The sequence below is a fragment of the Streptomyces sp. NPDC042346 genome, from assembly GCF_055581845.1.
This window is the reverse complement of sequence record NZ_JBVJEH010000001.1, coordinates 1343831-1363010: the sequence shown is the minus strand read 5'-3', so window position 1 is coordinate 1363010 and position 19180 is coordinate 1343831. Positions and strand designations below refer to the sequence as shown.

The following is a 19180-nucleotide window of genomic DNA, read 5'->3' as shown; positions in this document are numbered from 1 at the left end:
GGTCCACGGGCCTCCACGGGCCCCCGGTTGGATCTTCCGCGCGGGCTTTGGCAGGATGCCCGCCCGCAGCTCCGCGGAGGTCCCGGTTCCGCCTCGCGCGGCGCCACCGGCGGCTTGGTACAGGCCTTTTCCGGCCGTTGGGAGGTGCCGTGAAGGAGTGCGGCGGGGCGGGCACACTGGACATCATGCGCAGCGACGTCGCCACCCTCCCCGGCAGCCCCGAACGCCCCAACGAGGACTGGGCAGCCGCAGCTCTGCCCGCCTCGGGCGGCGGGGGGACGGTCGTCGTCCTCGACGGCGTCACACCACCGGCCGGTCATGACGGTTGTGTGCACACGGTGCCGTGGTTCACCGCTCGCCTTGGCGGGGCTTTGACCGAACTGTCCGCTTCCCGCCCGGACATGCCCTTGCCCGAGATCCTGTCCCGGGCAATCCGGCGCACCGCGAACGCTCACCGGGACACCTGTGACCTTTCTCACGTGCGTACGCCGCAGGCGACCGTGGTGCTGGCCCGCTGGGACGAGTCCTCGGTCGAACATCTCGTCCTCTCCGACTCCGCTCTCCTCCTGGAGGCGCCGGACGGATCGGTCCGGGCGGTGCTCGACGACCGGCTCGACCGGGTCCCGGACGAGATCCTGCGCTCCCTGGAGGCGACGGACCGGCTGCGGAACCGGGAGGGCGGCTTCTTCACGGCGGCGGCCGACCCGGCGGTCGCGGAGCGGGCGGTGACGGGGACGACGCCGCGCGCGGAGGTACGGGCCCTGGCGGCGCTCACCGACGGGGCGAGCCGCTGGGTGGAGCTGTTCGGCGCGGGCGACTGGGCGGAGTGCTTCGGCGTCCTGCGCGAGGAGGGCCCGTCGGGTCTGCTGCGGCGGGTGCGGGCGCTGGAGACGGCGGACGCGGAGGCGGGCGGGGCGCGCCGCTGGAAGACGCACGACGACGCGACGGCCGTGTACGCGGAGCTGACCTGAGGCCGCTCCGGCCATCCGGCCCCCGGCCCCCGACCCTCCGGCCCTCCGGCGAGCGAGCCCCTCGGCTCAGCCCTCGGACCGGACGTTGAAGTGGTGGAGGAGTCGCGCCAGTTCGGCGACCTCGGTGCGGTCCCAGTCGACGAGCTTGCGGACGTACCGCTCGCGCCGGGCGTCCCGCACGTGCCGGAAGCGGTCCCGGCCCTCCTCGGTGAGGCGGACCAGCGAGGCGCGCCCGTCGGCGGGGTCGGGGTCGCGGACGACGAGCCCGAGCATTTCGAGCGCGCGCAGCTGGCGGCTCATGGTCGCCTTGCCGACCCCGAAGTACCCGGCGAGTTCGGTGGCCCGCTGGGGGCCGGCGTCGTCGAGCCGTACGAAGAGTCCGTAGGCGGCGGGCTCCAGTTCGGGGTGGACCTCGCGGGCCATCTCGCCGGACTGGGCGCGGGCGCGGCGCAGGAAGACCGCCAGTTCCCGTTCGAGGGCGAGGAATTCCGGGTCGACCCCGGCGGGCGGGACGGCCCGGCCTTCACTTCCCGTACCGCTTCCGTGCACGTCAGCACCTCCCACGCGTTCTCCGGCGGCTTCCCGGCGGCCCTCTGCGGCTTCCCGATGGTTTTCCGGCCGCTGAAAGTTTCTTCCCGTCACGGCGATCGCCGCAGCTCCTTCAGTATTTCGCAGGAGTAGACCAACGGCGGTATCCGGGCCCCCTTCCGCCGGGCGGGTCTACGTGCGTAGCGTCTCTCCCGACTCAATGACATGTCCACACCAGGACGTGTCGACATCGGTCCCCCACCGCCTTTCGGAGGCACGCATGCGTGTGCACAGATCCGGAACGACCCTCGCCGGTGCCGCCCTCGCGGCCCTGGCCCTCCTCCTCCCCCTCGCCGGGCCCGCCGGCGCCGCCCAGGATCCGGGTGCCCGGCAGGTGCCCGCCCGTGGTTCCGCCTCCATGGGCATGGGCGTCCTCGCGCACGACGGGCGCGGCGCCGCGCCCGGCGGCGGCTCGACCCTGGCCGTCCAGACCGAAGGCGTGGACGTCTCCGGGCACCAGGGGAACGTCGCCTGGTCCACGCTGTGGAACAGCGGCGTCAAGTGGGCCTACGTCAAGGCCACGGAAGGCACGTACTACAAGAACACGTACTTCGCGCAGCAGTACAACGGCTCGTACAACATCGGCATGATCCGGGGCACGTACCACTTCGCCACCCCGGACACGACGACCGGCGCCGCCCAGGCCGACTACTTCGTCAACAACGGCGGCGGCTGGTCGAAGGACGGCAGGACCCTGCCGGGCGTCCTCGACATCGAGTGGAACCCGTACGGCGCGACCTGCTACGGCAAGACCGCGTCCGGGATGGTCGCCTGGATCCAGGACTTCGTGAACCGGTACAAGTACCGGACCGGCCGGGACGCCGTCATCTACACGGCGACGAGCTGGTGGAAGCAGTGCACCGGCAACTACGGGGGCTTCGCCTCCACCAACCCGCTGTGGATCGCGCGGTACGCCGCCGAGGTCGGCGAACTCCCGGCCGGCTGGCTCTACTACACGATGTGGCAGTACACGTCCTCCGGCCCGACGGTCGGCGACCACAACCACTTCAACGGGGACTACTCGCGCGTGCAGGCGCTCGCCAACGGCTGACCCTCACGGCTGACCCCTCACGACTGATCCCTCACGACTGATCCGTCCCCTCTTCCGCGGCGGCTCTCCGGGTGTACGGCACCCCGGGGGGCCGCTTCGGCTTTTTCCGCCCGCCCCCTTGCCCATTGGTATGGACCAATGCGACGCTCTACGGCGGTCGCCCGGAATTCAACTTCTGCGTACCCAGCGCGCGTTGCTCGTCCCGTTCTCCCCCACGCACGAGAGAGAGCCCCCGCATGGCCTCCTACCGCCGTACCTCCGCCGTCGCCGTCTCCGCCCTGTCCGCCGCCGCTCTCGTCGGCCTCACCCCCACCACGGCCGGTGCCCACGGCGCCGTCTTCAACCCCGTGAGCCGCGTGGCGGCCTGTTACGCCGAAGGCCCCGAGACGCCCAAGTCGCAGGTGTGCAAGGACCTCGTCGCCGACTCCGGCACCCAGCCGCTCTACGACTGGAACGAGGTGAACATCGCCAACGCCGACGGCCAGCACCAGGCCCTCATCCCGGACGGCAAGCTCTGCTCGGCGAACCGCGCCAAGTACCGGGCGCTGGACTGGGCGCGCACCGACTGGCCGGCGACGGCCGTCAAGGCCGGCTCCTTCGACTTCAAGTTCCGGGCGACCGCCGCCCACTCGGGCACGATGACGGTCTACATCACCAAGGCGGGCTTCGACCCGACGCAGCCCCTGAAGTGGTCGGACCTGGACGCGACCCCGGTCGCCGTCTACAACACCACCCGCACGGCCACGGACGGCTACTACAACTTCACGGGCAACCTCCCGGCCCGCACCGGCCGCCACATCGTCTACAAGGTGTGGCAGCGCAACGACAGCCCCGAGGCCTTCTACAGCTGCTCGGACGTCACCTTCGGCGGTGCGGCGGCGGCGCAGACCCAGCTGAAGGCGCAGGCCCCGACCGAGGCGAAGATCGCGGCGGGCGCCGACCTCTCCACCGTCAGCCACGCCGGCCACGGCGGCGACGAGCACGCCCCGGCGCTCTCCGCAGAGGCCGCCGGAGCCCCCGCCTCGCCGCTCCCCCTGGCCCTCGCGGGCGCGGGCGCCCTCGCCGCCTTCGCGGGAGGCACCCTGCTCCTGGGCCGCCGCCGGAACTCCTCCGCCTCCTAGGAGCCGGAGGTACCGAGCGGGAAGAGGGCGGTGAGCCGGGGCAGTGCCATCCCCTCCGGCCGAGCCCCCCGGACGTCCTCGCCCTCTTCCCACTCTCCCGCCGCCTCGGCGGCGTCCTCCGCCTCCTCGACGGCGTCGAGGAACTCCTCGCCGTCGTCGTCCTCCTGGCCGGTCAGCTCGTCGTACGCGTCCTGGGCGACGTAGTCGAGCTCCTCCCACTCGGGCCACTCGTCGTCGTCCCACTCGTCGCGGTGCCGGCCGACGAGGACCCGGATCCCGGGCACGTCGGCCAGGGCGTCCGGGTCGGCGACGACCGAGTCGTACACCTTCCGCCCCTGCCCCACGAGCCAGAGCGTGAAGTAGTGGAAGCCGTCGTCCGTGCAGCCGCCGCCCTCGACGCGGTTCGCCGCCGCCCACACCGCGCGGGTGTCGGCTCTCTCGCACGCCCTCTCCAGCCGCACCTGGAACGCCACGCTCTCGGTCTCCGGGCGCCGCACCAGCTCCGCCCGCAGCCACTCCAGCCGCTCGTCCCGGTCACCGGGACGGCGGCTCAACTCGTCGATGAGAGCCCAGAAGGCGTCGTCGTTCATGCGTACGAGCATGACAGCCTCGACTGACATCCGGGTACGGGGATTCGGGGACGCCGGAGCGGGGTGTCCCTGATCAGGACACCCCGCTCACCGCCGGGGAGTTACGCGGCCACGCCCACCGGCACCGCCGCCGGGGCGAGGGCGATCTCCAGGACCTGCCGGACGTCCGTCACCGGGTGGACCTCCAGCTTCTCCAGGATCTCGGCGGGGACGTCGTCCAGGTCCGCCTCGTTCCGCTTGGGGATCACGACCGTCGTGATGCCCGCGCGGTGCGCCGCGAGCAGCTTCTGCTTCACGCCGCCGATCGGGAGGACCCGGCCGGTGAGGGAGACCTCGCCGGTCATGGCCACGTCCGTACGGACCTGGCGGCCGCTCAGCAGGGACGCGAGGGCGGTCGTCATCGTGACGCCCGCGCTCGGCCCGTCCTTGGGGACCGCGCCCGCCGGGAAGTGGATGTGCACGCCCCGGTCCTTGAGGCCGGTGACGGGCAGTTCCAGCTCCGCGCCGTGCGAGCGGAGGAAGGAGAGCGCGATCTGTGCGGACTCCTTCATCACGTCGCCCAGCTGGCCGGTGAGGGTCAGACCGGCGGCACCGGTCTCCGGGTCGGCGAGGGACGCCTCCACGAAGAGGACGTCACCGCCCGCGCCGGTCACCGCGAGTCCGGTGGCGACGCCCGGCACGGCCGTGCGGCGCTCCGCCGGGTCCTGCGCGGACTCGGGCACGTGGTGCGGGCGGCCGATCAGGTCCCGCAGGTCGTCCGGCGTGACCGTGAACGGCAGCTCGCGGTCGCCCAGTTCGTGCTGGGCCGCGACCTTCCGGAGCAGCCGGGCGATGGCGCGCTCCAGGGTGCGGACGCCGGCCTCCCGGGTGTACTCGCCGGCGAGCCTGCGCAGGGAGGCGTCCTCCAGGACGACCTCGCCCGGCTCCAGGCCGGCCCGCTCCAGCTGGCGCGGGAGCAGGTGGTCGCGGGCGATGACGACCTTCTCGTCCTCGGTGTACCCGTCGAGCCTGACCAGCTCCATGCGGTCGAGCAGGGCCTCCGGGATGGCTTCGAGCACGTTGGCCGTGGCCAGGAAGACGACGTCGGAGAGGTCGAGTTCGACCTCCAGGTAGTGGTCGCGGAAGGTGTGGTTCTGGGCGGGGTCGAGGACTTCGAGGAGGGCTGCCGCCGGGTCGCCCCGGAAGTCGGAGCCGACCTTGTCGATCTCGTCGAGCAGGACCACCGGGTTCATGGACCCGGCTTCCTTGATCGCCCGGACGATCCGGCCGGGCAGGGCGCCGACGTAGGTCCGCCGGTGGCCGCGGATCTCGGCCTCGTCGCGGACGCCGCCGAGGGCGACGCGGACGAACTTGCGGCCCATCGCGTGGGCGACGGATTCGCCGAGCGAGGTCTTGCCGACGCCGGGCGGGCCGACGAGGGCGAGGACGGCTCCGCCGCGGCGGCCGCCGACGACGCCGAGGCCGCGTTCGGCGCGGCGCTTGCGCACGGCGAGGTACTCGGTGATGCGCTCCTTCACGTCCTCGAGTCCGGCGTGCTCGGCGTCGAGGATCGCCTGGGCGCCGGGGATGTCGTACTGATCCTCTGTGCGCTCGCTCCAGGGCAGTTCGAGGACGGTGTCGAGCCAGGTGCGGATCCAGGAGCCCTCCGGGGACTGGTCGCTGGACCGCTCCAGCTTCTCTACCTCCTTGAGGGCCGCCTCGCGGACCTTCTCGGGCAGGTCGGCGGCCTCGACGCGGGCGCGGTAGTCGTCGGACTCGTCGCCCTCGGCCTCGCCGTTGAGGTCGCGGAGCTCCTTGCGGACGGCTTCGAGCTGGCGGCGGAGGAGGAATTCGCGCTGCTGCTTGTCGACGCCTTCCTGGACGTCCTTGGCGATGGTCTCGGCGACGTCCTGCTCGGCGAGGTGCTCGCGGAGCTGGGCGGTGGCGAGCTTGAGGCGGGCGACCGGGTCGGCGGTCTCCAGGAGCTCGACCTTCTGCTCGACGGTGAGGAAGGGCGAGTAGCCGGAGTTGTCGGCGAGGGCGCCGACGCCGTCGATCTGCTGGACGCGGTCGACGACCTGCCAGGCGCCGCGCTTCTTGAGCCAGCTGGTGGCCAGTGCCTTGTACTCCCTGACCAGCTCGGTCACGGAGCCGGGCAGCGGGTCGGGCAGGGTCTCCTCGACGGCGCTGCCCTCGACCCAGAGGGCGCCGCCGGGCCCGGTCGTGCCGGCGCCGATGCGGACGCGGCCGAGGGCGCGGATCAGCGCGCCGGGGTCGCCGTCGGACAGGCGTCCCACCTGCTCGACGGTGCCGAGGACGCCGGTGCCGGCGTAGGTCCCGTCGACGCGGGGCACGAGCAGCACCCGCGGTTTGCCGCTTTCCGGGCGGGCGGCGGCCTGGGCGGCCTCGACGGCGGCCCGTACGTCGGTGTCGGACAGGTCCAGCGGCACCACCATTCCGGGCAGCACGACCTCGTCGTCGAGCGGCAGCACAGGCAGAGTGAGCGGCGCGGACGCCGTGGACGCAGAAGCCATGATCTCCCCTTCGGCAGTCAAGTTGAGCTGTACGGACTCAATGCACGTGAGCCCAGGAATGTTCCCCAGCGGCAGTTCGCTCTGAGCGATCACCCTTCCGCCGGACCATCGACTGCCGATGTAATGACCCTATGGACATAGCAGCTATTACTTCCGCCTGGGTGGCCGGCTGGACCGTCTCCCGGGAGACCCCGCCCGCCGTCGTCGAGCCCTGGGGCTACCGGATCGACGTCGGCCTGCCCCGGCACGTCGTGCGGCACGTCCTGCCCGCCCCCGACGCGGCCTCCGTCGGCGCGCTCTGCGAGGCGCTCACCGAGCCGTACAGCTGGCTCAAGGTGATGGCCACCCCTGAGGAGGTGGCGCCCTGGATCACCGCGGAGTGGACGGTCCCCGACGACCCGGGCTTCATGATGGTCAAGCCGCTGGACCCGGGCGCCCGCCCCGCGCCGCCGGAGGGGTACGCGCGGACCACCGAGGTCCGGGACGGGGTCATCCGGGTCCGCGTCCTCGCCCCGGACGGCACCCTCGCCGCGCGCGGCCAGATCGCCCCGACGGGCTCCACCGCCGTCGCCGACCAGATCGAGACCGACCCCGCGCACCGGCGGCGCGGCCTCGGCGCGAACGTCATGCGCACCCTGGAGGCCGCCGCCGCGCAGGCCGGGGCCGAGACCGGGGTGCTGGCCGCGACCACGGACGGCCTCGCGCTGTACGACTCCCTCGACTGGCGCTACCGCGGGCCCCTCACCGGGATCATCCGGTCGGGAACCTGACCGTCCGGCTGCGCGGGGGACCCCGTACGGGGCATGCTCGATCCATGGTGCGAGGCCGAGGCGTACGGGGGAAGTGGTGCGGGGCCCTGCTGCTTGCGGCGGTCCTGGCCGGCAGCGCGAGCGCCTGCGGGCCCGGGGCGCCGCCCACACCGGGCGGCCCGCCCGCGACGGGGGTGAGCGCGCCCCCGGAGCCGCAGGAGCCGCAGGAGTCCCAAGCGCCGCAGGAGTCCCAGGGGCCGAGCGGTACGCCTGAGCCGACCCGTACAACCGCTCCGACCCCGACCCCGACCCCGACCCCGACCCCGACCGCCCCTCGCGACGAGCCACGGCCCGCCGAGGTCCTCGTCGAGGTCGTCGTCAGCGGTGGCTTCGCCGGGGTCCGCAATCAGCTCGTCGTCCACGACGACGGCAGCTGGACCAGCCGCTCCGGCAGCAAGCCGCCCCGGACCGGGCAGCAGACGCCCGCCGAGGTCGCCGAGCTGCGGGCCGCCCTGGAGGACCCGGCGTACGCGCGGGTCCCGAGCCGGCCCACCGGCAGCCCGGTCGCCGACGGATTCCAGTACTCGCTCACGTACCGCGGCCGTCTCGTCGTCGCGGGCGACGGCGAACGCCCGCCGGCCCTCCAGCGCGTCTTCGCCGCCCTCCCGGAGGGCGGCCCGCCGACGAGCCCCTGAGCGGGGGACGGCCCCCGCCGTGAACCGAACGGGGGTCCGTGCGCGATAGAGAGGGCGTGAGACTGTTGCGCCCCTCAGGGGGAGGCCCCTCAGGGGGAGACGAGGACGACGACGCGGCGCTGCTGCGCGCGGTCGCCCGGGGGGACACCGAGGCGCTCGCCGTCCTCTACGACCGGCACGCGGGCTGGCTGCACGCCCGGCTGGCCCGCCGCTGTCCCGACGAGGAGACCGTGCGGGAGGTCCTCCAGGACACCTTCGTCACGGTCTGGCGCTCGGCCGGCGGCCACCGCGGCCGGGGCGAGGCCGGCGGCTGGCTCTGGGTGATCGCCGCCCGGCGGCTCGTCGACGCCCAGCGCGCCCGGGCCCGTGCCGAACGCACCGAACGGGCCGCGGCCGCGCCGCCGGAACCCGCCGCGCCCGCGCCCTCCGCCGAGGAGCGGGTCCTCGCGGGCCTGGAGTACGGCGAGGTGGGCGCCGCCCTCGACCGGATCTCGCCCGAGCTCGCCGAGGTCCTGCGGGCGACCGTCGTCGACGGTCTTACAACCCGCGAGACCGCCCGGCTGCTCGGCATACCCGAGGGCACCGTCAAGACCCGCGCCCTGCGCGCCCGCCGCGAGCTGCGCGCCGCCCTCGGCGCCGGCGGCGGCCCGTACCCCTTGGGAGGCACCGCATGACGTCCCCCCGGCACGCCACCGGCTGGCACGTCACCGACGCGCTGGCCCTCCGGTACGCGGAGGGCGCCGCCCCCGAGACGGACGCCTGGTCCCTGGAGAAGCACGTCGAGTCCTGCTCCCCCTGCGCGGGCCGCGTCTCGGCCGCCGTACGCGCCGGAGCCGCGGGCCCGGCGCTGGCCGCCGTACGGGCGGAGCTCCTGACGTCCGTGGGACACCGGCCCGTTCCGGCCGTCGCCGCCATCGCCGGGAGCCCCCTCGGGCGGTGGGCACGGCTCTGGTGGGCCGCCGGGCCCGCCCTGCGCGGTTCCTGGGTCGTGGCCGTGGCGCTCGTCCTGGGCGGAGCCTTCGCCCTGGCCTACGGCGCCGGGTTCCAGGGCGCGCGGAGCTGGCTGCTCGCGCTCTCCCCGGTCCTCCCGCTGGGCGGGGTCGCCGTCTCGTACGGACGCCACGCCGACCCCCTGTACGAGATCACCGCCGCCACCCCCTCCGGCGGGCTGCGGCTGCTCCTCACCCGTACCGCCGCCGTGCTCGCGGTCTGCGTGCCGCTGCTGACGGCGGGCGGGGCGCTGCTGCCGCCGGTGGCCGGTTTCCCGGGGGCGGCGGCCTGGCTGCTGCCGGGGCTCGCGCTGACCCTGGCCGCCCTCGCGCTCGGCTCGTTCGTCGGCTGCCGGGCGGCGGCCGCGACCCTCGCCGGCGGGTGGCTGCTCGCCGTGACGGGCCCGCTCCTCGGGCCGTCGGCGGCCGGCACGGACAGTGCCGCCGCGCTCGCCCGCTACTTCTCCGGCCCGGCAGCGCAAGGGAGTTGGGCCGCGGCGGCACTCGCCTGCGGGACCCTCCTCGCGCTGCGGCGCCGTTCCTTCGACCATCTGGAGACCCGGTGAACCAGCCCGCCACGGTCGCGGTGACCGGACTGACCGTCCGGCACCGCCGCACCGTCGCCCTCGACGCGCTCGACCTGTCCCTCTCCCCCGGCGTCCACGGCCTGCTCGGCCCCAACGGCGCCGGGAAGACCTCGCTCATCCGGGTCCTCGCGACGGTCGCCGCGCCCGCCGCCGGGCGGGTGGAGCTGCTCGGCGGGGACGTCGCGGGCCACCGTGAACGCACCGCGATCCGGCGCCGGCTCGGCTATCTGCCGCAGGAGTTCGGCTTCTATCCGGCCTTCACGGTCCGGGAGTTCGTCGCGTACGTGGCCTGGCTGAAGGAGGTGCCGGCGGACCGGGCCGGGGCGGCCGTGGAGCGGGCCGTCGAGCGCGTCGGGCTCGGCGGCCGGATCGACGCGCGGATGAAGACGCTGTCGGGCGGCATGGTCCGGCGGGCGGGCATCGCGCAGGCGATCGTGAACGAACCGGAGCTGCTGCTGCTCGACGAGCCGACGGCGGGCCTCGACCCGGAGCAGCGGGTCGACTTCCGCGAGCTGCTGCGGGAGCTCGGCACGGAAGCGACGGTGGTGGTCTCCACGCATCTGGTGGAGGACGTGGCCGCGGCCTGCACGGAGGTCACCCTGATCGAGTCGGGGCGGCTCGCGTTTCGCGGGACGACCGCAGAACTGGCCGCGCTCGGCGGCGAGTCGGACGTACCCGGCGACTCGGCGACGCAGGCGATCGAGCGCGGCTACACGGCCGCCCTGCGCGCCCACCGCGCGAGCGCCGGAGCCGGCGCGGTGCGCACGAAGGAGGCGCTGCGGTGACCGCGACCCTCACCCCGCCCGGCACGGAGGAGCGGACGCCCGCGCGCCCGCCCTCCCCCCTCCGCACCGAGCTGCGCCGCGGCCTCGGGCCGTGGACCGGCGCCGCCGTCGCCGTCACCGTCCTGGTGACGATGTACGGCAAGGCGCCCGAGTGGCAGACGCGGTGGACGGAGACGACGAGCCTGCTCCATGTGGTCGTCGGGCTGCTCGGCGGACCCCTCGCGCTCGCGGCGGGCTGCTGGCAGGGCGGCCGGGACCGGCGGCGCGGGACGACGGAGCTGTGGGAGTCGGTCCCCCGCTCGCCGCTGCGACGCCTCGCCGTCGCGGTCGCCCCGTCCGCGCTGTGGCCCGCCGCCGGGGCGCTCCTCGCCGACGCCGTCTGTCTGCTCGCGACCTGGCCGTACGTCTCCGCGGGCCGGCCGTTCCTCGAACTCCTCGTCGCCGACGCGGTCGCCATCGCCGCGCTCGGCGCCCTCGGCCACCTGGCCGGGCGGCTGGTCCCCTGGCGGCTCGCGGCCCCGATCCTGGGGATCGTCGGGTACGTGGGGCTGGCCATCGGCACGTACACGCAGGCGGGAGCCCGCTGGCTGAGCCCGGCCGTCGAGTACCGGATGGCCTGGGTCCGGCCCGTCTGGTGGTTCGGCCCGGTGTCGATGGCGTGGGCGGTGGGCCTGGCGCTCGCCGCGCTCCTCGCGTACGGCCTGCGCGGCCGTCTCCGGGCGTTCGCCCTGGTCCCGCTGGCCGCCGCCGTGGCCGCCGCGGGCCTGATCCTGCACCTGCCGCCGGACGAGGGCCCGTGGCGTCCGGACCCCGCGCTGACCCGGGCCGTCTGCGACGACGGCACACCGCAGGTCTGTGTGACGGCTCTCGACCGGAAGCAGCTCCCGGCCCTGTCGGCGGCGCTCGCCCCGCTGAACGCCCGCCTCAAGGGGCTGCCCGGCGCCCCGGCGCGCTGGGCGATCGGCCCCTTCGACAGCGGCCCCGGCGACATCGAGATGCTCGATCCCTCGGACGACGTGGTGCGCGGGCGCCTCGAACGGCCCGATCTGTACCGGAACTTCGCGGCGATGCAGCTGTTCGCGGACGTGTGCCTGCCGACCGACCTGACGGGCCCGAACGCCGAGCGGGCGACCACCGTCAACTCCGCGGTCATCCAGTGGCTGGCCCCGACTCCGAGCGGCTTCGGGCCCGACGTCGTCGGCACGCAGCCCTACATCGACCGCCTGAACGCCAAGTCCCCGTCCGAGCAACGCGCTTACCTGGCCCGCTACCTCGCGGCGAATCCCTGCCACCCGGACGAGGTGCCGATCCCGTGACACTCCCCCCGCAGAGCCTCTACCTGCGCTCGCGCGGTCTTCCCGGTGCGCTGGCGGCGCTGCTCGGCACGGCGGTGCTCGCCGCCTGGGCGGCCTGGTGGCTGGTGGCGTCGCCGCGCTTCGGGCACGCGGCGCGGCTGCCGGTGGTGATCCTCGGCCCGCTGCTCGCGGCGGGCGTGATCGGGACGAGTCTGTACACGCCGAGCGACGAGCTGGACCGGACGGCGGTACGCGCCTGGTGGCCGCGCCGGCTCGTTCACGTCCTCGCGGCGACCGCCCTCGCCGCGGCCCTGCTCGCCCTCGCGGTGCCGGGGCACACGGAGGAGTTCGGCGCGCCGGCCGCCGTACGCAACACCCTGGGTCTCGCCGGTGTGGCGGCGGGCGGCGCCGCCCTCCTCGGCGCCCGGCTGAGCTGGCTGCCGCCGACCTTCTACGTCGGTGTGGTCTACCTGACGGCACGCGCCGAGCAGGCGGGCGCGGTCTGGTGGGCGTGGGTGACGCGCCCCGGCCCGGAGGGCGAGGCGTGGGCGGTGGCGGTCGTCGCCTTCGCCGCCGGCACGGCGCTGTACGCGTGGCGGGGCGCCCGGCGCACGGCCGGCGAGGCCTGAGCCGCGGCGCGAAAGCGCCATCACGCCTACCTCAGCAGCCACTCCCTTGTCAGCTCCGCCATCTCCGCCGGCGTACGCCCGCCGTGGTCGACCGCGATGAAGCGGTCGGCCACGCGCAGCGAGAAGACGATCAGGCAGCGGACCTCGACGTCGTCCTCGTCGGCGCAGAAGTCCCGGAAGAGCGAACGCAGGTACTCCATGCGCCGGTTGTCGGTGCGGCGGAGGCGTGCGGCGACGGTCTCGTCGCGCCGGGCCCAGTCGCGGACGGCGAGGTCGACGGTGAGGCCGGTCACCGGTCCTTCGGCGACGCCCTGGACGAAGTCGAAGAGCCGGCCGAGTTTGACGCGGCCCTCTCCCCCGCCGCTCTCGATCCGCTCGATGACCGCTTCGGAGACCTCGCGCTCCCAGGTGTCGAGCATCTCGGCGAGCAGGGCGTCGCGGTTGGTGAAGTAGCCGTAGAAGCCGCCCTTGCTGACGCCGAGGGCCTGGGCCAGCGGTTCGATCCGTACGGCCTCCGGGCCGCCCCGCGCGAGCGCGCGGAGGCCTTCCTCGATCCACCGGCCACGGGGTGTGCGGATCGCGCCCATGGTGTGTCCCTCCTCACCTCGCCACTCCTCGACCCGACTATACGGTGCCGTACAGACGGGTCTACGCTTGATCTATACGCCACCGTACAGACAGGGAGCGGTGGACCGACGGAGGAACAGGGGTACGACCATGAGACTTCCCCGCACCGCGCACACCTCCCGCCCGTGGCGGATCCACGAGGTCGCCGGGGACTTCCAGGTCGAGGACGTGTGGGAGCTGCCCGTCACGGGCGGACCGAACGAACTCGACCGCCTCGTAAGGCAGTTCACGAACGGCGACGGAACCGCCCTCTCCGCGCCCGTCATCCGCACGCTCTTCGCGATCCGCTGGAAGCTGGGCGCACTGCTCGGCTGGGACAAGGCCGCCGCCGGCCTCGACGGGCGGGTGGGTTCCCTCCGGACGCGACTGCCGGAGGATCTGCGCGCGGGGACCCAGGGGCCCGATCTGCGGGCGGTGCCGTTCACGCCGGTCTTCCAGACGCACGACGAGTGGGCGGCGGAGACCGCCAACCGGACCGTGCACGCGGTGATGCACATCTGCTGGGTTCCGGACCCGACTCCCGGCGAGCCCGACCGTCACCGCGCCCGGATGGCCGTCCTGGTCAAGCCCAACGGGGTGCTCGGCGCCGTCTACATGGCGGGGATCAAGCCCTTCCGCTACCTGGGCGTGTACCCGAGGCTGATGCGCTCGATCGGCCACGAGTGGGAGGCGGGGAAGGCCAGGGAGGCGGCGGCCTGACGGGAGGCGGCGGCCAGACCCGGCGCACCCCCGCCGTCACGCCTGCGGCGCCGCCATCTCCGCGTACTGCCGCCCCAGGAAGGACCGGACGCGGGCGGGCATGTCCATCGACTCCGGGTCGAGGGCCCACTGGATCTGGAGGCCGTCCATGACGGCGATGTGCTCCTGGCCGACGGCCCGGCAGTCGAGGTCGGCGCGCAGTTCGCCGCGCCGCACGGCCTCCTCCAGGAGGTCGACCGTGTGCTGGAGCACGCGCGCGTAGCGCTCCTTGAAGTACTGGTGGGCGGGGTGGCCGACGTTGCCGGACTCGCCCACCAGGACGTTGTACATCCGGACGATGCCGGGGCGCCGGGTGTTCTCCTCGACCAGCGCGACCACGGTCTCCAGGTAGGCCGCGTACGACTCGGGCGCGACGCTGAACAGCCGCTCCATGTCGTGCTGCTCGCTCTGCCCGAGGACCGAGAGGAGCAGGTCCTCCTTGCTGCGGAAGTGGTGCAGCAGTCCGCCCTGGGTGATCCCGCAGTCGTTGGCGATCCGGGCGAGCGAGGAGGCGTGGAAGCCCCAGCGCCCGAAGTGGTCGACGGCGGTGTCCAGGATCTTCCGGCGGCGTGCGTCACCGACCGCATAGCTGCCCCGACCTGCGGATGCGCGGGGCTTCGGGTCCTTCTTCTCCGGCATGCGTCCCACCCTAGCCGGGACCGATTCCGGCCCCGGAGAGAGGCTTCAGGCCTGTGATCCAGGACACATTCCAGAAACCTAGTGGTCACTCGGTTTTCACGCTTAGCCTGACGTCGTCGAAGGCCGACACCGCTGTCGGCCCGTGAACGATGGAGTCCCCCATGGCCATCACCCACGACCCCGCGGCCGTCACCACCACCGCCCCCGAGGTCACCGCACCGCCGCCCGCCAAGGCCCCCGGCACCCTGATATTCGGCCTCGCCTTCGCCCAGCTCGGGCTGATGGTCGCCGTCCTCACCCCGGTGATGGTCACCCTCGCCCTCCGTGTCGCCCAGATCGTCCCGGAAGCCGAGCGCGGCAGCGCCCTCGGCAAGGTGCTCTCCCTCGGCGCGGTCCTCGCGATGATCGGCAACCCCGTCTTCGGCGCCCTCTCCGACCGCACGACCAGCCGCTTCGGCCGCCGCCGCCCCTGGCTCGTCGGCGGCATGGCCGTCGGCCTCGCCGGACTCGCGGTCGTCGGCACCGGCGGCAGCGTCCCGGTCCTGATGCTCGGCTGGGCCGTCGCCCAGCTCGGCTGCAACGCCGCGATGGCCGCCCTGGTCTCCTGCATCCCCGACCTCGTACCGCCTCAGCAGCAGGCCCGGGTCTCCGGCATCGTCGGCATGATGGCCTCGATCGCGATGATCCTCGGCACCTTCCTCGCCAATGCCTTCGACACGTCGCTCGCCCTGGCGTTCCTCGTCCCGGCCGTCATCGGCCTCGCCTCGGTGGTCTACCTCTCCGCCGTGATGAAGGACCGCCCGGCGCGGGCCGGGGCCTTCGCCCCCTACAGCTTCCGCGAGTTCCTGCGCAGCTTCTGGGTCTCCCCGCGCGCGCACCCCGACTTCGCCTGGAACTTCGTCGGCCGCTTCCTGGTCTTCGTCGGCATCTCCTGCGTCACCAGCTACCAGGTGTACTTCCTGATGGACCGGCTCGGTTACAGCCAGGACGAGGTCTCCGGGAAGCTCTTCACCGGCACGGTCGCCATGGTGGTCGCGGTGATCGCGGGCTCCCTCCTCGGCGGCGTCCTCTCCGACGGCTCCGGCCGCCGCAAGCCGTACGTCCTGGCCTCCTCGGTCGTCATCGGCGCCGGCCTCGCCCTCGTCGCGACCGCCCACTCCTTCGGGATGTTCGTCCTCGCGCTGGTCGTCTTCGGCTTCGGCGAGGGGCTCTACCTCTCCGTGGACGTGGCCCTGGCGGCGGCCGTCCTGCCGAACCCCGAGGAGTCCGCCAAGGACATGGGCGTCCTCAACATCGGCAACGCCCTCCCGCAGTCGCTCGTCCCGATCGCGGCCCCCGCGATCCTCGCGATCGGCGGCGGCGGCAACTACGGCGCGCTCTTCCTCTTCGGCGGCGTGGCCTGCGTGCTCGGCGCGATCGCCGTCCAGTTCATCCGCTCGGTCGAGTAACCGGTCACGCGGTCCGGTCACGTCGCCCGGTCAGCACCCCGTCAGCACCCGTCAGCACCCGTCAGCACCCGTCAGCACCCGGTCAAGCAAGCAGGGACGTACGACATGCACCCCTACCAGGACGCCACCCGCCCCGTCGACGAGCGCGTCGAGGACCTCCTCGCCCGGATGACCCCGGAGGAGAAGGCCGGCCAGCTCTTCCACTCCATGCTGATGATGAACCCCGACGGCACCCCGGTGACCGACACGGACGGTTCGATGCTGCCGCTCACCACCCCCGAGCTCGTCGAGGACCGGCAGCTCACCCACTTCAACCTGCTCGGCACCTACGGCGCCCGCGAGATGGCCCTCTGGCACAACGCCGTCCAGGAGATGGCCGCCGGCACCCGCCTCGGCATCCCCGTCTCGCTCTCCACCGACCCCCGCCACGCCTTCACCGACAACATCGGCGCCTCCTTCAACTCCGGCGCCTTCTCCGCCTGGCCCGAGGCGCTCGGCCTCGCCGCCATCGGCGACCCCGAGCTCGTCTTCGCCTTCGCCGACACGGTCCGCCGCGAGTACCTCTCCGTCGGCTTCCGTACGGCGCTCCACCCGCAGATCGACCTCGCGACCGAGCCCCGCTGGTCCCGCCAGTCCGGCACCTTCGGCTCCGACGCGAAGCTGACGGGCGAGCTGGTGGAGGCGTACGTCCGCGGTCTCCAGGGCGAGAGCCTCGGCAAGAACTCGGTGGCCGCGATGGTCAAGCACTTCCCCGGCGGCGGCCCGCAGAAGGACGGCGAGGACCCGCACTTCGCGCACGGCAAGGAGCAGGTCTACCCGGGCGGCATGCGAGAGCACCACCTGGAGCCGTTCCGGCACGCGATCGCGGCCGGCTGCTCGCAGATGATGCCGTACTACGGCCAGCCGATCGGCACCGACTGGGAAGAGGTCGGCTTCGGCTTCAACAAGGGCGTCATCACGGGGCTGCTCCGCGAGGAGCTCGGCTACACCGGCATCGTCTGCACCGACTGGGGCCTGCTCACGGACGCGGCGATCTTCGGCGAGATGCACCCGGCGCGCGCCTGGGGCGTGGAGCACCTGAGCGTGGCCGAGCGGACGGCGAAGGCGCTGGACGCGGGCGTGGACCAGTTCGGCGGCGAGCAGTGCCCCGAGGTGATCGTGGAGCTGATGGCCTCGGGCCGGGTCTCCGAGGCCCGCGTCGACGACTCCGTACGCCGCCTGCTGCGCGAGAAGTTCCTCCTCGGCCTCTTCGACGAGCGCCGGTACGTCGACCCCGACGAGGCCGCGGAGACCGTCGGCCGCGCCGACTTCACGGCCGCGGGCGCCACCGCCCAGCGCCGCTCCCTCACCGTCCTCACCGACGGCCCGCTCCCCCTGTCGGGACGGCCGAAACTGTACGTCGAGAACGTCGACCCGGCCGTCGCGGCCGCCTACGGCGAGGTCGTCGCCGACCCGGCCGACGCCGACCTCGCGGTGCTGCGGCTGCGCACCCCGTACGAGGAGCGGCCGAACCTCTTCGAGTCCTTCTTCCACTCCGGCTCGCTCGCCTTCCCCGAGCCCGAGCTGACCCGGATCCTGGGCCTGCTCGCCGCCGTGCCGACGGTCGTCTGCGTCAACCTGGAGCGGCCGGCGGTCCTGCCGGAGATCGCCGAGCACGCGGCGGCGCTGATCGCCGACTTCGGCGCGAGCGACGAGGCCCTGCTCGACGTGGCCTTCGGGCGGGCGAAGGCCGAGGGACGGCTCCCCTTCGAGCTGCCGCGCTCGATGGCGGCGGTGGAGGCGGCCCGCCCGGACGTGCCGAACGACACGGCGGACCCGGTCTTCGCGCACGGCCACGGCCTGGCGCTGTAACGGCCGGAAATCACCCCTAGACCGCGGGGTACCTGAACGACCCCGCGACCGATCCGGGGCCTGCCCTCCCCCTAGGACTTCGTCCTGGGGGACCCCCAGGGCCGGGCCCCGGATCTCTTCTCTCTGCCCGCATGTCATGCACCTGAAAGGTTCTCCATGCGCACCTACGTCGCCCTGTCCGCGGCCGCCGCCCTGCTCGTCAGCCTGGGCGCCACCGCCTACGCCACCACCGCGGACACCGCCGGCACCGCTTCCGCTTCCGCAGGGCCGCTCGCCGGGATGCGGATCCTGATCTCCAACGACGACTCGATGCAGGCCGCGAAGGCGAGCAACTCCGACGGCCTCGGCCTGTACGAGCTCCGCCGCGCGATGTGCGCCGCCGGCGCCGACGTCGTCGTCATGGCCCCCTGGCAGGTGCAGTCCGGCAAGGGCACCGCCGTCACCAACGGCGGCGTCGTCACCGCCCAGCGCCGCACCGTCCTGCCCGCCGGGTACGAGAACGACTGCGCGGGCGCCCCCGCCCGGGGCGCGGTCTACGGCGTCTGCCTCTCCGACGGCCCCTGCGCGAAGGACTCCGCGAGCGCCACTCCCGCCGACACCGTCAAGCTCGCCCTGCGCGGCGGGCTCAGAGCGAAGGCCGGCTGGACCGAGGCCCCCGACCTCGTCCTCACGGGCATCAACTCCGGCCCCAACATCTCCGCCAGCGTCAACGACTCCGGCACCGTCGGCGCCGCCGTCGCCGCCATCGACCAGGGGGTCCCGGCCCTCGCCTTCTCCTCCTCCGGCGACGCCACCAACACCTCCTTCCCGCGCGTCAACTACCGCGCCCACGCCGAGTTCGGCGCCCGGTTCGTCGCGGGACTCAAGCAGCGCTCCCTGCTGACCTCGAAGTTCGCCCTCAAGATCGACTACCCCGACGTCAGCGCCGGCGCGCCGGCGAAGGCCCCGGTCTGGACCCGGGTCGGCGACGGGTCGGTCGTCTACCACGCCTTCGAACAGCGCGGGAACAGCGACTCCTTCGACATCGCGCTCGGCCTCTGCCCGTTCGACGGCAGCGGCGAGGGCGAGTGCGCCGAGGGCCGGAAGGACGCCGACTCCACCTGGCTGCTCGACAAGGGCCACATCACGGTCGCCCCGATCACCTGGGACCGCACGTACGGCACGCCGGTCGACGCCCGCCGCGAGCTGAACCGGATCGAGCGGTTCGTCGAGCACGAGGCCCCGCGCCCGTAACCCCGTAAACCCTGCGACCCCGCAACCCCGCAATCCGGTCGCCCCGTAACCCCGCGACCCCGTTACGCGGTAACCGCGCGA

19 protein-coding genes are annotated in these 19180 nt (G+C 73.7%); 14 read left to right on the top strand and 5 right to left on the bottom strand.

Going from position 1 to position 19180, the window contains the following annotated elements; translation table 11 throughout:
• Positions 1 to 185 precede the first annotated feature (185 nt).
• Positions 186 to 971 carry a protein phosphatase 2C domain-containing protein gene (locus tag ACZ6K0_RS06485; RefSeq protein WP_469227653.1) on the top strand — a complete coding sequence of 262 codons (786 nt, stop codon included), beginning with the start codon at positions 186 to 188 and terminating at the stop codon, positions 969 to 971.
• A 66-nt stretch (positions 972 to 1037) separates the two neighbouring features.
• Here the strand turns inward: ACZ6K0_RS06485 and ACZ6K0_RS06480 are convergent, their stop codons facing one another.
• Positions 1038 to 1520, bottom strand: a complete 483-nt coding sequence (locus tag ACZ6K0_RS06480; protein ID WP_376400136.1) for a MarR family winged helix-turn-helix transcriptional regulator — start codon at positions 1518 to 1520, stop codon at positions 1038 to 1040.
• 259 nt (positions 1521 to 1779) lie between these two features.
• Between ACZ6K0_RS06480 and ACZ6K0_RS06475 the strand changes: the two genes are divergently transcribed.
• Positions 1780 to 2610: a lysozyme gene (locus tag ACZ6K0_RS06475; RefSeq protein WP_376400139.1), complete on the top strand. Its 831-nt coding sequence runs from the start codon at positions 1780 to 1782 to the stop codon at positions 2608 to 2610.
• A gap of 236 nt (positions 2611 to 2846) precedes the next feature.
• Positions 2847 to 3731, top strand: a complete 885-nt coding sequence (locus ACZ6K0_RS06470; protein ID WP_469227654.1) for a lytic polysaccharide monooxygenase auxiliary activity family 9 protein — start codon at positions 2847 to 2849, stop codon at positions 3729 to 3731.
• On the opposite strand, the gene ACZ6K0_RS06465 is transcribed toward ACZ6K0_RS06470, so the two are convergent.
• The gene (locus ACZ6K0_RS06465; RefSeq protein WP_469227655.1) at positions 3728 to 4321 is read right to left on the bottom strand and encodes a DUF4240 domain-containing protein; all 594 of its coding nucleotides are present in this window, start codon (positions 4319 to 4321) and stop codon (positions 3728 to 3730) included. The genes ACZ6K0_RS06470 and ACZ6K0_RS06465 overlap by 4 nt on opposite strands.
• Before the next feature lie 101 nt (positions 4322 to 4422).
• Positions 4423 to 6834 carry an endopeptidase La gene (gene lon / locus ACZ6K0_RS06460; RefSeq protein ID WP_469227656.1) on the bottom strand — a complete coding sequence of 804 codons (2412 nt, stop codon included), beginning with the start codon at positions 6832 to 6834 and terminating at the stop codon, positions 4423 to 4425.
• Between the two features lie 131 nt (positions 6835 to 6965).
• Here lon and ACZ6K0_RS06455 point away from each other — a divergent pair, with 131 nt between their 5' ends.
• Genes ACZ6K0_RS06455 through ACZ6K0_RS06425 form a run of 7 tightly spaced genes read left to right on the top strand, consistent with a single transcriptional unit; the run spans position 6966 to position 12563 of the window.
• Positions 6966 to 7604, top strand: coding sequence for a GNAT family N-acetyltransferase (locus ACZ6K0_RS06455; RefSeq protein WP_469227657.1), 639 nt, complete (start codon positions 6966 to 6968; stop codon positions 7602 to 7604).
• A 44-nt stretch (positions 7605 to 7648) separates the two neighbouring features.
• A complete protein-coding gene (locus ACZ6K0_RS06450) occupies positions 7649 to 8278 on the top strand; it encodes a hypothetical protein (protein WP_469227658.1) in 630 nt (209 codons plus the stop codon).
• Between the two features lie 56 nt (positions 8279 to 8334).
• Positions 8335 to 8952: an RNA polymerase sigma factor gene (locus ACZ6K0_RS06445; protein WP_469227659.1), complete on the top strand. Its 618-nt coding sequence runs from the start codon at positions 8335 to 8337 to the stop codon at positions 8950 to 8952.
• The gene (locus ACZ6K0_RS06440) at positions 8949 to 9833 is read left to right on the top strand and encodes a zf-HC2 domain-containing protein (protein WP_469227660.1); all 885 of its coding nucleotides are present in this window, start codon (positions 8949 to 8951) and stop codon (positions 9831 to 9833) included. Before ACZ6K0_RS06445 ends, ACZ6K0_RS06440 begins: the two co-directional genes overlap by 4 nt.
• On the top strand, positions 9830 to 10639 hold the full coding sequence (locus ACZ6K0_RS06435) for an ABC transporter ATP-binding protein (RefSeq protein ID WP_376400164.1): 810 nt from the start codon (positions 9830 to 9832) through the stop codon (positions 10637 to 10639). Before ACZ6K0_RS06440 ends, ACZ6K0_RS06435 begins: the two co-directional genes overlap by 4 nt.
• Entirely contained in the window at positions 10636 to 11955 is a 1320-nt protein-coding gene (locus ACZ6K0_RS06430; protein WP_469227661.1) for a hypothetical protein, read from the top strand. Before ACZ6K0_RS06435 ends, ACZ6K0_RS06430 begins: the two co-directional genes overlap by 4 nt.
• The gene (locus tag ACZ6K0_RS06425; RefSeq protein WP_469227662.1) at positions 11952 to 12563 is read left to right on the top strand and encodes a hypothetical protein; all 612 of its coding nucleotides are present in this window, start codon (positions 11952 to 11954) and stop codon (positions 12561 to 12563) included. The genes ACZ6K0_RS06430 and ACZ6K0_RS06425 overlap by 4 nt, the downstream gene beginning before the upstream one ends.
• Before the next feature lie 26 nt (positions 12564 to 12589).
• Here the strand turns inward: ACZ6K0_RS06425 and ACZ6K0_RS06420 are convergent, their stop codons facing one another.
• The gene (locus ACZ6K0_RS06420) at positions 12590 to 13150 is read right to left on the bottom strand and encodes a TetR/AcrR family transcriptional regulator (RefSeq protein WP_469227663.1); all 561 of its coding nucleotides are present in this window, start codon (positions 13148 to 13150) and stop codon (positions 12590 to 12592) included.
• Between the two features lie 130 nt (positions 13151 to 13280).
• Here ACZ6K0_RS06420 and ACZ6K0_RS06415 point away from each other — a divergent pair, with 130 nt between their 5' ends.
• Positions 13281 to 13889 carry a DUF2867 domain-containing protein gene (locus tag ACZ6K0_RS06415; protein WP_376400176.1) on the top strand — a complete coding sequence of 203 codons (609 nt, stop codon included), beginning with the start codon at positions 13281 to 13283 and terminating at the stop codon, positions 13887 to 13889.
• A gap of 36 nt (positions 13890 to 13925) precedes the next feature.
• Here the strand turns inward: ACZ6K0_RS06415 and ACZ6K0_RS06410 are convergent, their stop codons facing one another.
• Positions 13926 to 14567, bottom strand: a complete 642-nt coding sequence (locus ACZ6K0_RS06410; RefSeq protein ID WP_469227664.1) for a TetR/AcrR family transcriptional regulator — start codon at positions 14565 to 14567, stop codon at positions 13926 to 13928.
• Between the two features lie 161 nt (positions 14568 to 14728).
• Here ACZ6K0_RS06410 and ACZ6K0_RS06405 point away from each other — a divergent pair, with 161 nt between their 5' ends.
• The 3 genes from ACZ6K0_RS06405 to surE all read left to right on the top strand — a co-directional run bounded on the left by ACZ6K0_RS06405 (position 14729) and on the right by surE (position 19099).
• Positions 14729 to 16015: an MFS transporter gene (locus ACZ6K0_RS06405; RefSeq protein WP_469227665.1), complete on the top strand. Its 1287-nt coding sequence runs from the start codon at positions 14729 to 14731 to the stop codon at positions 16013 to 16015.
• Positions 16016 to 16120: 105 nt separating this feature from the next.
• Positions 16121 to 17866, top strand: coding sequence for a glycoside hydrolase family 3 protein (locus ACZ6K0_RS06400; protein WP_469227666.1), 1746 nt, complete (start codon positions 16121 to 16123; stop codon positions 17864 to 17866).
• Positions 17867 to 18022: 156 nt separating this feature from the next.
• Positions 18023 to 19099, top strand: a complete 1077-nt coding sequence (gene surE / locus ACZ6K0_RS06395; protein WP_469227667.1) for a 5'/3'-nucleotidase SurE — start codon at positions 18023 to 18025, stop codon at positions 19097 to 19099.
• Positions 19100 to 19180: the final 81 nt, after the last annotated feature.

Bases quoted from the DNA above. Each gene is read 5' to 3' on its own strand.
- ACZ6K0_RS06485 (WP_469227653.1), top strand. From the start codon at position 186: ATGCGCAGCGACGTCGCCACCCTCCCCGGCAGCCCCGAACGCCCCAAC.
- ACZ6K0_RS06475 (WP_376400139.1), top strand. From the start codon at position 1,780: ATGCGTGTGCACAGATCCGGAACGACCCTCGCCGGTGCCGCCCTCGCG.
- ACZ6K0_RS06470 (WP_469227654.1), top strand. From the start codon at position 2,847: ATGGCCTCCTACCGCCGTACCTCCGCCGTCGCCGTCTCCGCCCTGTCC.
- ACZ6K0_RS06465 (WP_469227655.1), bottom strand. From the start codon at position 4,321: ATGAACGACGACGCCTTCTGGGCTCTCATCGACGAGTTGAGCCGCCGT.
- lon (WP_469227656.1), bottom strand. From the start codon at position 6,834: ATGGCTTCTGCGTCCACGGCGTCCGCGCCGCTCACTCTGCCTGTGCTG.
- ACZ6K0_RS06455 (WP_469227657.1), top strand. From the start codon at position 6,966: ATGGACATAGCAGCTATTACTTCCGCCTGGGTGGCCGGCTGGACCGTC.
- ACZ6K0_RS06450 (WP_469227658.1), top strand. From the start codon at position 7,649: ATGGTGCGAGGCCGAGGCGTACGGGGGAAGTGGTGCGGGGCCCTGCTG.
- ACZ6K0_RS06440 (WP_469227660.1), top strand. From the start codon at position 8,949: ATGACGTCCCCCCGGCACGCCACCGGCTGGCACGTCACCGACGCGCTG.
- ACZ6K0_RS06420 (WP_469227663.1), bottom strand. From the start codon at position 13,150: ATGGGCGCGATCCGCACACCCCGTGGCCGGTGGATCGAGGAAGGCCTC.
- ACZ6K0_RS06415 (WP_376400176.1), top strand. From the start codon at position 13,281: ATGAGACTTCCCCGCACCGCGCACACCTCCCGCCCGTGGCGGATCCAC.
- ACZ6K0_RS06410 (WP_469227664.1), bottom strand. From the start codon at position 14,567: ATGCCGGAGAAGAAGGACCCGAAGCCCCGCGCATCCGCAGGTCGGGGC.
- ACZ6K0_RS06405 (WP_469227665.1), top strand. From the start codon at position 14,729: ATGGCCATCACCCACGACCCCGCGGCCGTCACCACCACCGCCCCCGAG.
- ACZ6K0_RS06400 (WP_469227666.1), top strand. From the start codon at position 16,121: ATGCACCCCTACCAGGACGCCACCCGCCCCGTCGACGAGCGCGTCGAG.
- surE (WP_469227667.1), top strand. From the start codon at position 18,023: ATGCGCACCTACGTCGCCCTGTCCGCGGCCGCCGCCCTGCTCGTCAGC.